This is a genomic window from Pseudomonas sp. S3_B11 (genome assembly GCF_054667715.1).
The window spans coordinates 4,646,882-4,659,683 of the sequence record NZ_CP162749.1; the positions used below are offsets into that span (position 1 = coordinate 4,646,882).

11 protein-coding genes are annotated in these 12,802 nt (G+C 60.9%); 3 read left to right on the forward strand and 8 right to left on the reverse strand.

Features of this window, described 5'->3' with window-relative positions:
- Window positions 1-2: 2 nt before the first annotated feature.
- The 8 genes from rseP to rpsB form a co-directional block, all read right to left on the reverse strand.
- The gene (gene rseP, locus AB4O22_RS20985) at window positions 3-1,355 is read right to left on the reverse strand and encodes an RIP metalloprotease RseP (RefSeq protein WP_027913160.1); all 1,353 of its coding nucleotides are present in this window, start codon (window positions 1,353-1,355) and stop codon (window positions 3-5) included.
- A gap of 52 nt (window positions 1,356-1,407) precedes the next feature.
- Window positions 1,408-2,598, reverse strand: a complete 1,191-nt coding sequence (gene ispC / locus AB4O22_RS20990) for a 1-deoxy-D-xylulose-5-phosphate reductoisomerase (protein WP_223472587.1) — start codon at window positions 2,596-2,598, stop codon at window positions 1,408-1,410.
- A complete protein-coding gene (locus AB4O22_RS20995; protein ID WP_223472588.1) occupies window positions 2,595-3,401 on the reverse strand; it encodes a phosphatidate cytidylyltransferase in 807 nt (268 codons plus the stop codon). Before AB4O22_RS20995 ends, ispC begins: the two co-directional genes overlap by 4 nt.
- Window positions 3,401-4,156 carry a polyprenyl diphosphate synthase gene (gene uppS / locus AB4O22_RS21000; protein WP_003198241.1) on the reverse strand — a complete coding sequence of 252 codons (756 nt, stop codon included), beginning with the start codon at window positions 4,154-4,156 and terminating at the stop codon, window positions 3,401-3,403. Before uppS ends, AB4O22_RS20995 begins: the two co-directional genes overlap by 1 nt.
- A 13-nt stretch (window positions 4,157-4,169) precedes the next feature.
- Entirely contained in the window at window positions 4,170-4,727 is a 558-nt protein-coding gene (gene frr / locus AB4O22_RS21005; RefSeq protein WP_003198238.1) for a ribosome recycling factor, read from the reverse strand.
- Entirely contained in the window at window positions 4,724-5,467 is a 744-nt protein-coding gene (pyrH, locus tag AB4O22_RS21010; protein WP_003198235.1) for a UMP kinase, read from the reverse strand. The genes frr and pyrH overlap by 4 nt, the downstream gene beginning before the upstream one ends.
- A 212-nt stretch (window positions 5,468-5,679) precedes the next feature.
- Complete coding sequence (tsf, locus tag AB4O22_RS21015; protein WP_003198233.1) at window positions 5,680-6,543, reverse strand: translation elongation factor Ts; 864 nt, start codon at window positions 6,541-6,543, stop codon at window positions 5,680-5,682.
- Window positions 6,544-6,737: 194 nt separating this feature from the next.
- Window positions 6,738-7,475 carry a 30S ribosomal protein S2 gene (gene rpsB, locus AB4O22_RS21020; RefSeq protein WP_003198231.1) on the reverse strand — a complete coding sequence of 246 codons (738 nt, stop codon included), beginning with the start codon at window positions 7,473-7,475 and terminating at the stop codon, window positions 6,738-6,740.
- Window positions 7,476-7,850: 375 nt separating this feature from the next.
- Between rpsB and map the strand changes: the two genes are divergently transcribed.
- From map to dapC, 3 genes are all read left to right on the forward strand, one after another.
- Window positions 7,851-8,633, forward strand: a complete 783-nt coding sequence (map, locus tag AB4O22_RS21025; RefSeq protein ID WP_003198229.1) for a type I methionyl aminopeptidase — start codon at window positions 7,851-7,853, stop codon at window positions 8,631-8,633.
- Window positions 8,634-8,677: 44 nt separating this feature from the next.
- Window positions 8,678-11,380: a [protein-PII] uridylyltransferase gene (locus tag AB4O22_RS21030; protein WP_460097065.1), complete on the forward strand. Its 2,703-nt coding sequence runs from the start codon at window positions 8,678-8,680 to the stop codon at window positions 11,378-11,380.
- Window positions 11,381-11,516: 136 nt separating this feature from the next.
- A complete protein-coding gene (gene dapC / locus AB4O22_RS21035; protein ID WP_460097067.1) occupies window positions 11,517-12,716 on the forward strand; it encodes a succinyldiaminopimelate transaminase in 1,200 nt (399 codons plus the stop codon).
- Window positions 12,717-12,802 lie beyond the last annotated feature (86 nt).

Consider the following 12,802-nt stretch of genomic DNA (forward strand, 5'->3'; position numbering starts at 1 on the left):
CGTTACAGACGACCCAGATCGTTGACGAGGGCAAGCAACATGACCCCGACCACCAAGCTGATACCTATCTGTATCCCCCAACCCTGCACCCGATCCGACAAGGGACGACCACGCGCCCACTCGATCAGATAAAACAGCAGATGCCCCCCATCCAGTACCGGGATGGGCAGCAAATTCAGAACTCCCAGGCTAATGCTCAGATAAGCAAGGAAATTCAGGAAATCAGCAACGCCCGACTGGGCAGAAGCGCCCGCCACTTTAGCAATGGTTATCGGTCCACTCAAGTTTTTTACCGAGAGCTCGCCGAACAACATTTTCTTGAGCGAGTCCAGCGTCAGGACACTCATGGTCCAGGTACGACGCGCACCCTCGCCAATCGCCGCCACAGGGCCGAAACTGACCTCGCGAATCATTTCCGGCGGCCAGTCCACAGCCTTGACACCCGCCCCCAGATAACCGGTTGGCGCCTTGCTCTCGCCGCGGGCGGCCAGGGTCACCGGGACATCGATTGGAGCACCGTCACGCTCGATGCGCAGCACAATCTTGCTATCAGGACGTACGCGAACCGAATCGACCACCTGCTGCCAGTCGCTGACCGGCTGGCCGTCGAGCGCCAGCAACCGATCGCCGGTCTTCAAGCCAGCGGCCTGGGCCGGGCCTTTCGGATCGAGCTCGGCGAGTATCGGCGGCATCGCCGGACGCCATGGGCGGATCCCCAGGGACCGGATCGGATCCGGCTCGTCGGCGCCCTTGAGCCATTTATCCAAGACCAGTTCACGAGGCGAATCCACCGTGGAGCCCTGCTCGCGCACCATCAGTTGCAACGAGCCGCTCTCACCCAGGCGACGCACCAGTTGCAGATTGACCGCCGCCCAGCCCGAGGTCGGCTCGCCATCGATAGCGACGATTTCCTGCCCGGCACCCAGCCCGGCACGGGCGGCAACGCTACCCGACTCCACCGCACCAATGACCGGACGCACCTGCTCGCTGCCCAGCATGGCCAGGCCCCAGAAAAACACCATGGCCAGCAGGAAGTTGGCGATCGGCCCCGCGGCGACGATGGCGATACGCTGACGGACGGTCTTTCGATTGAAGGATTGATCGAGCTGGTCGGCCGGGACTTCGCCTTCGCGCTCGTCGAGCATCTTGACGTAGCCGCCCAGCGGGATGGCCGCTACGACGAACTCGGTGCCTTTCTTGTCGTGCCAGCGCAACAAGGGCATGCCAAAGCCCACGGAGAAACGCAGGACCTTGACGCCACAGCGCCGCGCGACCCAGAAATGACCGAATTCGTGAAATGTGACCAACACCCCCAAGGCAACCAGGGTGCCGACAATCATATAGAGCGCGCTCATCTGTTTTCTCCGCAATCCTGTCCAGGGCAACCCTGGCTAACGTATCGCAGCTTCAACGCCCGTGGCGCCGCAGCCATTGGCCCGCCAATTCACGAGCCCTGGCATCCGCCGTAAATACCGTATCGAGGTCATTGACCGAAACCACGGCCTCGAGATTCAAGACTTCCTCGATGATACTCGCGATCTCGAGGTAACGGACACGTCCATCGAGAAACGCTGCAACCGCCACTTCATTGGCGGCGTTAAGCATGGCCGGCGCACTGTCGCCCGCCTCGGCCGCCTGGCGCGCCAGGCGCAGGCAGGGGAAACGCTGCTCATCGGGCGCCTGGAAGTCCAGGCGAGCGATGGCGAACAGGTCCAGCGGCGCAACACCCGAATCGATGCGCTCTGGCCAGGCCAGGGCATTGGCGATCGGAGTGCGCATGTCCGGATTGCCCAACTGGGCCAGCACCGAACCGTCGACGTAGTCCACCAGGGAGTGAATCACGCTCTGGGGATGAATCACCACCTCGACCTGGGACGGCTTGGCATCGAACAGCCAACAGGCCTCGATCAGCTCCAGCCCCTTGTTCATCATGCTGGCCGAATCCACGGAAATCTTGCGCCCCATGGACCAGTTCGGGTGCGCACAGGCCTGCTCGGGTGAAACATGCACCAATTCTTCCAGCGGCGTCTGCCGGAACGGACCACCGGAGGCTGTCAGCAAAATCCGCCGGACACCCACCGCGCCGAGGCCACGGGAAAAATCCCGCGGCATGCATTGAAAAATCGCATTGTGCTCGCTGTCGATGGGCAGCAACACCGAACCGCTTTTGCGCACAGCCTGCATGAACAGGGCGCCGGACATCACCAGCGCTTCCTTGTTGGCCAGCAGGATCTTCTTGCCGGCTTCCACCGCCGCCAGCGTCGGACGCAAGCCCGCCGCACCGACAATTGCCGCCATCACGGCGTCGACTTCTGGGTCGGACGCCACTTGGCAGAGGCCCTCCTCCCCCACCAACACACGGGTTTGCAAACCAGCGGCGCGCAGATCGTCCTGCAGCGCCCGCGCCACAGTGGCCTCAGGCACCACGGCAAACCGCGGCGTGTGGCGTATGCACAGGGCCAGCAATTCACTCATGCGCGTGAAGCCACTGAGGGCGAACACCTGGTACCGCTCCGGATGCCGCCCGATGACGTCAAGCGTACTCAGGCCGATCGAACCGGTCGCGCCGAGAACAGTGATCTGCTGGGGGCGACTCACGACGCCGCCATCCACAACAGCACGGCAAAGATCGGGATCGCGGCAGTAAGGCTGTCGATGCGATCCAGCACGCCACCGTGACCGGGCAGCAGGTTACTGCTGTCCTTGATCCCCGATTGACGCTTGAACATGCTTTCGGTCAGGTCGCCGACCACGGATACAAATACGATCAAGGCGGCGCCAATAAGGCCCATCAGCAACTGCGCGACGGTCCAGTCCCGCACAAAGCCGACCACGGTCGTGATCACCAGGCTCAAGGCCAGGCCACCATAGACCCCTTCCCAGCTCTTGCCAGGGCTGACCTTCGGCGCCAGCTTGCGCTTGCCGAAGGCCTTGCCGGAGAAGTAGGCGCCGACGTCGGCACCCCACACCAGCACCATCACAGCCATGATTTGCCAGTTGCCCAGCGGGCCTTGCTTGATCCAGATCAGCCCCTGCCAGGCCGGCAGCAGGATCAACAGGCCGATCACCAGCTTGGTCGCCGCATTGGCCCAATGATGGGTAGTCTGCGGATAGGTCAGTACCAGGAAGGTCGCCGTCGCCCACCACAGCACTGCGGCGCCCAGCACCCAAGGCGCGAGACCAGGCACCACGTACATGATAAACAGCATGGCCGCCACGGCCGCCGCGTAGGCCACGCGCGCCGACTGCGCAGGAAAACCCGCCAGCCGCGCCCATTCCCACGCACCCAAGGTCACGACCAGCCCGATGAACAGCGCAAAACTGGCGCCTTCAAGCAGGAAGAAACCACCCAGGGCGATGGGCAACAGGATCAAGGCAGTGATGATTCGTTGTTTAAGCATTAAACCCGGGCTCCAGCTTCGATCTGCTCGCTCGTTTTACCGAAGCGACGCTGACGGGAAGCGAAATCGGCCAGTGCGGTGCGCATGGCTTCGTGTTTGAAGTCCGGCCAGAACAGGTCGGAGAAGTACAACTCGGCATACGCCAACTGCCAGAGCAGGAAGTTGCTGATGCGATGTTCGCCACCGGTACGGATGCACAGGTCCGGCAACGGCAGGTCGCCGGTCGCCAGGCAGGTCTGCAACAGTTCCGGCGTGATGTCTTCCGGGCGCAAGTGCCCGGCCTGGACTTCCCGCGCCAGCCGTTGGGCAGCCTGGGCAATGTCCCACTGACCACCATAGTTGGCAGCGATCTGCAGGACAAACCGATCAGGGCCCGCCGTCGCGGATTCGGCTTCGCGCATCGCAGCCTGCAATTCAGGATGGAAGCGCGAGCGATCACCGATGATCCGCAGGCTGATCTTGTTCTCGTTGAGGCGCTTGGCCTCACGACGCAGGGCCTTGAGGAACAAGTCCATCAAGGCACTGACTTCATCGGCCGGACGCTGCCAGTTCTCACTGGAGAAGGCGAACAGGGTCAGCACCTCGACCCCTGCCTCGGCGCACACCTCGATGACCGCACGAACCGCGTCGACCCCCGCCTTGTGCCCGGCAACGCCAGGCATAAAGCGTTTCTTGGCCCAGCGGTTATTGCCGTCCATGATGATCGCCACGTGGCGCGGCACCGCGAACGGCACGGCCTGTTTGGTCTTTTCCATGAAAACGAGACCCTTATACGGCCATCAGGTCTTTTTCTTTCTGCGCCAAATCCGCGTCGATCTTAGCCACGTACTTCTTGGTCAGGTCGTCGATCTCGCCAGTGGCACGACGCTCTTCGTCTTCGCTGATTTCCTTTTCCTTGACCAGGTCCTTGAGCTGGCTATTGGCATCACGACGGATGTTGCGCACGGCAACACGGGCGTCTTCAGCCACATCACGAGCCTGCTTGGTGAAGCCCTTGCGGGTCTCCTCGGTCAGGGCCGGCATGGAGATCAGCAGCAGCTCGCCCAGGTTGGTCGGGTTCAGGTTCAGACCGGCACTGCCGATGGCCTTGTCGACTGCGCCCAGCATGTTGCGCTCAAAGGCCACGACCTGCAGGGTGCGAGCGTCCTTGACGGTGATGTTGGCCACTTGCTTGATCGGGGTATCGGAGCCGTAGTACGGCACCATCACGCCCTCAAGGATGCTCGGGTGCGCCTGGCCGGTGCGGATGCGACCGAAGTTGTGCGCCAGGGACTCCAGGGATTTCTGCATGCGCTGTTCAGCGTCTTTCTTGATTTCGTTGATCATTGTTGAACTTCCTCGATCAGTGTTCCTTCGGCGCCGCCATGGACGATATTCAGCAGGGCACCGGGCTTGTTCATGTTAAAGACGCGCAGCGGCATCTTGTGGTCGCGGCACAGGCAGATAGCCGTCAGATCCATTACACCCAGCTTGCGATCCAGCACTTCATCGTAGGTCAGATGATCGAACTTCTCGGCATGCGGGTCCTTGAACGGGTCAGCGGTATAGACGCCATCGACCTTGGTTGCCTTGAGCACGACATCGGCATCGATCTCGATCGCTCGCAGGCAGGCGGCCGAATCCGTGGTGAAGAACGGATTACCGGTACCGGCGGCAAAAATCACCACTTCCTTGGAGTTGAGGTGGCGCATGGCTTTGCGGCGGTCGTAGTGATCGGTCACGCCAACCATGGAAATGGCCGACATCACGATGGCCGAGATATTGGCACGCTCCAGCGCGTCACGCATAGCCAGGGCGTTCATCACAGTGGCCAGCATGCCCATGTGGTCGCCCGTGACCCGATCCATGCCGGCCGCGCTCAGCGCTGCGCCGCGGAACAGGTTGCCGCCGCCGATGACCAGGCCGACCTGAACGCCGATCCCGACCAGCTGGCCGACTTCCAGGGCCATGCGATCCAGCACTTTCGGATCGATCCCGAACTCTTCCGAGCCCATCAGGGCCTCGCCGCTAAGCTTGAGTAGAATGCGTTTATAGCGAGCCTGATAACCACTGCCCTGCTGAGCCATTGCGAATCTCTCCTGCGGCGTATTTTCGAAAATTCTTTGCAAGCTGTTTTCAGCCTGCGTTCACTCTAGCTTGACGCTGACACAGCGCCATCGGAACACGGCTTTGTAAGCCAGTTCCGACAGGAAACCAATAAAAATCGGCATCCCCATCCGAAAAGAGGCTGCGCGCGTGAGCGGGCAGCCTCTTCAGGGCGACAGTTATAAAAACTGTCTTATTGCTTGCTGGCAGCCAGCTGAGCAGCAACTTCTTCAGCGAAGTTGTCTACTGGCTTCTCGATGCCTTCGCCCACTTTGAAGTAGGTGAAGGAAACGATTTCAGCGCCGCCTTTCTTGGCCAGTTCACCGACCTTGATTTCAGGGTTCTTGACGAACGCCTGCTCAACCAGGCTGGCTTCAGCCAGGAACTTGGTGATACGACCGGCAACCATTTTTTCAACGATTTCGGCTGGTTTGCCTTTGATCTTGTCTTCGTTGAGCTGCATGAACACGGCTTTCTCGCGCTCGATGGCATCAGCGGAAACTTCCGACGGCAACAGGAACTCAGGGTTGCTGGCAGCGACGTGCATCGCGATGTCCTTGGCCAGCTCGATGCTGCCGCCTTTGAGGGCTACAACGACGCCGATCTTGTTGCCGTGCAGGTAGGAACCGACAACATCACCTTCGACGCGAACCAGACGACGGATGTTGACGTTTTCGCCTACTTTGGCAACCAGGGCTTCACGAGCCGATTCCTGAGCGGCGATCAGCGGAGCTGCGTCGGTCAGTTTGTCGGCGAATGCTTTTTCTACGCTGGCAGCAACGAATGCCTTGAAGTCGTCTTGCAGAGCCAGGAAGTCAGTCTGCGAGTTGACTTCGATGATAACGGCAGCCTTACCGTCATCCTTGATGCCGATCGCGCCTTCAGCGGCAACGTTGCCCGCTTTCTTGGCAGCCTTGATGGCGCCCGAAGCACGCATGTCATCAATGGCTTTTTCGATGTCGCCGCCAGCCTTGGTCAAGGCTTTCTTGCAGTCCATCATGCCTTCGCCGGTACGCTCGCGCAGTTCTTTGACCAACGCTGCAGTAATCTCTGCCATTTCAAAATCCTCTTGGATAGGTTTTCAACCATTCCACCCGATCGAACGGGCGATCAATTCTTCCTGGAAAACCACTGCTTATAGGCCGCGGCAGGTTACAAACAGGTCACTGCGCTGGCGGCAAATGGTTTTCGAGGTGGCAAAAAGGGGGCCAAGCCCCCTTTTTGCTTACTGAGTCAACGCCAGGGCGTCAATTACTCAGCGGCTGCTGCCGGAGCTTCTTCAGCGAAGACTTCGGTGCCGCCATTCACGTTGTTGCGACCACGGATAACAGCGTCAGCCATCGAACCCATGTACAGCTGGATGGCGCGGATGGCGTCATCGTTGCCTGGGATGATGTAGTCAACGCCTTCCGGGCTGCTGTTGGTATCGACAACGCCGATGACCGGGATACCCAGCTTGTTGGCTTCGGTGATCGCGATGCGCTCGTGATCAACGTCGATCACGAACAGTGCGTCAGGCAGACCGCCCATGTCCTTGATACCGCCCAGGGAGCGGTCCAGCTTCTCAAGATCGCGAGTGCGCATCAGCGCTTCTTTCTTGGTCAGCTTGGCGAAAGTACCGTCTTCGGACTGGACTTCAAGGTCACGCAGACGCTTGATGGAAGCGCGAATGGTCTTGAAGTTGGTCAGCATGCCGCCCAACCAGCGGTGATCGACGTACGGCGAACCGCAACGTGCTGCTTCTTCAGCAACGATCTTGCCAGCGGAACGCTTGGTGCCGACGAACAGAATCTTGTTTTTGCCCTGGGCCAGGCGCTCTACGAAGGTCAGTGCTTCGTTGAACATCGGCAGGGTTTTTTCAAGGTTGATAATGTGGATCTTGTTACGCGCGCCGAAAATGTACTTGCCCATTTTCGGGTTCCAGTAACGGGTCTGGTGACCGAAGTGCACACCGGCCTTCAGCATATCGCGCATGTTGACTTGGGACATGATAGTTCCTTGATAAGTCGGGTTTGGCCTCCACGTATCCCAATGACCAACCAGCGGCTATAAAAGCCAAAGGCACCCAGGTCATCGTGTCGACACGTGTGTGGATTTAAGCTTACGGGGTCATCCCCGGAAAGCGGCGCATTTTATACCACAGCAAGGGCGAAAACGGAACACGGATTCTGAAATCCTGGCGAAGTGCCCCTCCCACAGCCCTTTCATGGGCCATGGATGCACACCCTTATAGAGAGAAGCGATGCATGTGGACGCGGATTTGCGCTGATCGTCTGTTAGAATCGTCTCTTTCAGGGCCACGTGAATCATCATCCGCCGCCCATTTCGTTTTGAACAGCGCCGTCAGGCGCAGAGAGAGCCTGTATGACCGTTACCCTCAAGACTCCCGAGGACATCGCCAAAATGCGTGTCGCCGGCAAACTCGCCGCCGATGTGCTGGAGATGATCGCCGACTACGTAAAGCCTGGCGTGACCACCGAAGAGCTGGACCGCATCTGCCATGACTACATCGTCAACGAGCAGAAAGCCATCCCGGCCCCGCTCAACTACAAAGGCTTCCCGAAGTCGATCTGCACCTCGATCAACCACGTGGTCTGCCACGGCATCCCCAACGAAAAACCGTTGAAGGATGGCGATACCCTGAACATCGACGTCACCGTCATCAAGGACGGCTTTCACGGCGACACCAGCCGCATGTTCCATGTCGGCAACGTGCCGGAGTGGGCCCAGCGCCTGTCCAAGGTCACCCAGGAATGCATGTACATGGCCATCGAACTGGTGAAGCCGGGCTGCCGCCTGGGGGATATCGGCGAAGTGATCCAGAAGCACGCGCAGAAAAACGGCTTCTCGGTGGTTCGCGAGTTCTGCGGCCATGGCATCGGCAAGGTGTTCCACGAAGAACCGCAGATCCTGCACTACGGCCGTGCCGGCACGGGCATGGAACTGCAGGCGGGCATGACCTTCACCATCGAGCCGATGATCAACCAGGGGCGCGCCGACACCAAGGTGCTGGGCGACGGTTGGACTGCCATCACCAAGGATCGCAAGCTGTCGGCCCAGTGGGAACACACCTTGCTGGTCACCGAGACCGGATACGAGATCTTCACCCTGCGCAGCGATGACACCATCCCTCGCGTTTCCGCCTGATCCGAACCCAGCCTATAGATATAGATAGAAAGGAAAGTCATTCAATGCCGCAGGTGGATCCCGAACTCTTCGACCGCGGCCAGTTCCAGGCTGAACTGGCCCTGAAGGCAAGCCCCATCTCGGCGTTCAAGAAGGCGATCCGCCAGGCCCACGAAGTGCTCGACCAGCGCTTTCGCAATGGCCGGGACATTCGGCGGCTGATAGAGGACCGTGCCTGGTTCGTCGATAACATCCTGCAGAAGGCCTGGGAGCAGTTCAACTGGAGCGAGGATGCCGACATCGCCCTGGTCGCGGTCGGCGGCTACGGGCGCGGCGAACTGCACCCCTACTCCGACATCGATCTGCTGATCCTGCTCGACAGCGCCGATCATGAAGTTTTCCGTGACTCCATCGAACGGTTCCTGACGCTGCTGTGGGACATCGGCCTGGAAGTCGGCCAGAGCGTGCGTTCGGTGCAGGAATGCGCCGACGAGGCCCGCGCCGACCTGACGGTGATCACCAACCTGATGGAAAGCCGCACCATTGCCGGCCCCGAGCACCTGCGCCAGCGCATGCTCGATGTCACCAGCACGGCGCACATGTGGCCCAGCAAGGACTTTTTCCTGGCCAAGCGCGCCGAGCAGAAGGCCCGCCACCACAAGTACAACGACACCGAATACAACCTGGAGCCCAACGTCAAGGGCTCGCCCGGCGGGCTGCGGGACATCCAGACGATCCTGTGGGTCGCCCGTCGCCAGTACGGCACGCTGAACCTGCGCGCCCTGGCCGGTGAAGGTTTCCTGGTGGAAAGCGAAAACGCCTTGCTGGCCTCGTCCCAGGAATTTCTGTGGAAGGTCCGCTACGCCCTGCACATGCTGGCCGGGCGCTCCGAGGACCGCCTGCTGTTCGACCATCAGCGCTCCATCGCCAGCCTGTTGGGTTTCGAAGGGCAGGATGCCAAGCAAACCATCGAAAACTTCATGCAGCAGTACTACCGCGTGGTGATGAGCATTGCCCAGCTCAGCGAATTGATCATCCAGCACTTCGAGGAAGTCATCCTCGCCCCCGAAGACGAAGAACCGCCGCAGCCGATCAACTCTCGTTTCCAACTGCACGACGGCTACATCGAGGCGCGCAACGCCAATGTATTCCGCCGCACGCCGTTCGCCATGCTGGAAATCTTCGTGCTCATGGCCCAGCAGCCGGAAATCAAGGGTGTACGCGCCGACACCATTCGCCTGCTGCGGGAAAACCGTCATCTGATCGATGAAGATTTCCGCCACGATATCCGCAACACCAGCCTGTTCATCGAGTTGTTCAAGTGCAAGATCGGCGTGCACCGCAACCTGCGGCGCATGAACCGCTACGGGATCCTCGGGCGTTATCTGCCGGAGTTCGGCTTCATTGTCGGGCAGATGCAACATGACCTGTTCCACATCTACACGGTCGATGCCCACACCCTGAACCTGATCAAGCACCTGCGTAAGCTGCAGTACACCCAGGTGTCGGAAAAATTCCCGCTGGCCAGCAAGCTCATGGCCAAGTTGCCCAAGCCCGAACTGATCTACATGGCAGGGCTGTATCACGACATCGGCAAGGGCCGCCAAGGCGATCACTCCGAGATTGGTGCGGTGGATGCCGAGGCGTTCTGCCAGCGCCATCAACTGCCCCTGTGGGACAGCCGGCTGATCGTCTGGCTGGTGCAGAACCACCTGATGATGTCCACCACCGCCCAGCGCAAGGACTTGTCCGACCCGCAGGTGATCCACGACTTCGCCCAGAACGTCGGCGATGAAACACGTCTGGATTACCTCTACGTGCTGACCGTGGCCGACATCAACGCCACCAATCCGACCCTGTGGAATTCCTGGCGCGCCAGCCTGTTGCGCCAGCTCTACACCGAGACCAAGCGCGCCTTGCGCCGCGGCCTGGAAAACCCGGTGGACCGCGAAGAGCAGATCCGTCGCACCCAAAGCGCAGCCCTGGACATCCTGGTGCGCGGCGGCACCGATCCGGACGACGTCGAGCAGCTCTGGTCGCAACTGGGCGATGACTATTTCCTGCGCCATACCGCCGGCGACGTGGCCTGGCACAGCGACGCGATCCTCCAGCAACCGGCCGATGGCGGGCCGCTGGTGCTGATCAAAGAAACCACCCAGCGCGAGTTCGAAGGTGGCACGCAGATCTTCATCTACGCCCCGGACCAGCACGACTTCTTCGCCGTGACCGTGGCGGCGATGGACCAGCTCAACCTCAACATTCACGACGCCCGGGTCATTACCTCCAGCAGCCAGTTCACCCTCGACACCTACATCGTGCTCGACACCGACGGCGACTCGATTGGCGATAACCCGGCGCGGGTCAAGCAGATCCGCGACGGCCTGACCGAAGCCCTGCGCAACCCGGCGGACTACCCGACCATCATCCAGCGCCGGGTGCCGCGCCAGCTCAAGCACTTCGCCTTCGCGCCCCAGGTGACGATCCACAACGACGCCCAGCGCCAGGTCACCGTGCTGGAGCTCAGCGCTCCGGACCGCCCGGGCCTGCTGGCGCGGATCGGCCATATTTTCCTGGAGTTCGACCTGTCGCTGCAAAACGCCAAGATCGCCACCCTCGGCGAACGGGTGGAAGACGTCTTCTTCATCACCGACGCACATAACCAGCCGCTGTCCGATCCGCAGCTGTGCAGCCGCTTGCAGGAAGCGATCGTGCAGCATTTGAGCGTCAACCAGGAACCCGATGCTCACATGACACGTATCAGCATCTGAACGAACAATCTCCCTCTGTGGGAGCGAGCTTGCTCGCGATAGCGACGGAGCATCCAGCATTGATGCTGCCTGACTCACCGCCATCGCGAGCAAGCTCGCTCCCACAAGGACCGCGCCCACATTGACGAGGCCCTTGATGAACAACGCTCTGAACCAACTCCAGCCCTACCCTTTCGAAAAGCTCCGCGCCTTGCTTGGCAGCGTCACGCCCAACCCGGACAAACGCCCGATCGCCCTGTCCATCGGCGAACCCAAGCATCGCTCGCCCAGCTTCGTGGCTGAGGCCCTGGCCAGCAATCTGGAAAAGATGGCGGTGTACCCGACCACCCTCGGCATCCCCGAGTTGCGTGAGGCCATCACCGGTTGGTGCGAGCGCCGCTTCGACGTGCCAAACGGCTGGCTGGACCCGGCGCGCCATGTGCTGCCGGTCAATGGCACCCGTGAAGCCCTGTTCGCTTTCACCCAGACCGTAGTCAACCGTGGCGACGACGCCCTGGTGGTCAGCCCGAACCCGTTCTATCAGATCTACGAAGGCGCGGCGTTCCTGGCCGGGGCCAAGCCGCACTACCTGCCGTGCCTGGACGCGAACGGCTTCAATCCGGATTTCGATGCGGTATCGCCGGACATCTGGAAACGCTGCCAGATCCTGTTCCTGTGCTCCCCTGGCAACCCGACCGGCGCGCTGATCCCGGTGGATGTACTGAAGAAACTCATCGCCCTGGCTGACGAATATGACTTCGTCATCGCCGCGGACGAGTGCTACAGCGAACTGTACTTCGACGAACAAACCCCACCGCCGGGGCTGCTCAGCGCCTGCGTCGAACTCGGTCGCAAGGATTTCAAGCGCTGTGTGGTGTTCCACAGCCTGTCCAAACGCTCCAACCTGCCGGGCCTGCGTTCCGGTTTCGTCGCTGGCGACGCGGACATCCTCAAGGGTTTCCTGCTGTACCGCACCTACCATGGCTGCGCGATGCCGGTTCAGACCCAACTGGCGAGCATTGCCGCGTGGAACGACGAAGTGCACGTACGCGCCAACCGCGCGCTGTACCGGGAGAAATTCGACGCGGTGCTGGAGATCCTCAGCCCGGTGCTGGACGTGCAACGCCCCGATGGCAGCTTCTACCTGTGGCCGAACGTAGCGGGCGACGATGCGACGTTCTGCCGGGACCTGTTCGAACAGGAACACGTGACGGTCGTACCGGGCTCCTACCTGTCCCGCGAAGTGGAAGGCGTCAACCCAGGCGCCGGACGCGTGCGCATGGCCCTGGTCGCGCCGCTGGCTGAATGCGTGGAAGCGGCGGAGCGAATCCGCGCGTTCATCCAGCGTCGGGGTTAATCCCCCCATCGATCGTTCCCACGCTCTGCGTGGGAATGCATCCCGTGACGCTCTGCGTCGCCTCCCTGAAGCGGAACGCGGAGCGT

Bases quoted from the DNA above. Each gene is read 5' to 3' on its own strand.
- rseP (WP_027913160.1), bottom strand. From the start codon at position 1,355: ATGAGCGCGCTCTATATGATTGTCGGCACCCTGGTTGCCTTGGGGGTG.
- AB4O22_RS20995 (WP_223472588.1), bottom strand. From the start codon at position 3,401: ATGCTTAAACAACGAATCATCACTGCCTTGATCCTGTTGCCCATCGCC.
- uppS (WP_003198241.1), bottom strand. From the start codon at position 4,156: ATGGAAAAGACCAAACAGGCCGTGCCGTTCGCGGTGCCGCGCCACGTG.
- frr (WP_003198238.1), bottom strand. From the start codon at position 4,727: ATGATCAACGAAATCAAGAAAGACGCTGAACAGCGCATGCAGAAATCC.
- pyrH (WP_003198235.1), bottom strand. From the start codon at position 5,467: ATGGCTCAGCAGGGCAGTGGTTATCAGGCTCGCTATAAACGCATTCTA.
- tsf (WP_003198233.1), bottom strand. From the start codon at position 6,543: ATGGCAGAGATTACTGCAGCGTTGGTCAAAGAACTGCGCGAGCGTACC.
- rpsB (WP_003198231.1), bottom strand. From the start codon at position 7,475: ATGTCCCAAGTCAACATGCGCGATATGCTGAAGGCCGGTGTGCACTTC.
- map (WP_003198229.1), top strand. From the start codon at position 7,851: ATGACCGTTACCCTCAAGACTCCCGAGGACATCGCCAAAATGCGTGTC.
- AB4O22_RS21030 (WP_460097065.1), top strand. From the start codon at position 8,678: ATGCCGCAGGTGGATCCCGAACTCTTCGACCGCGGCCAGTTCCAGGCT.
- dapC (WP_460097067.1), top strand. From the start codon at position 11,517: ATGAACAACGCTCTGAACCAACTCCAGCCCTACCCTTTCGAAAAGCTC.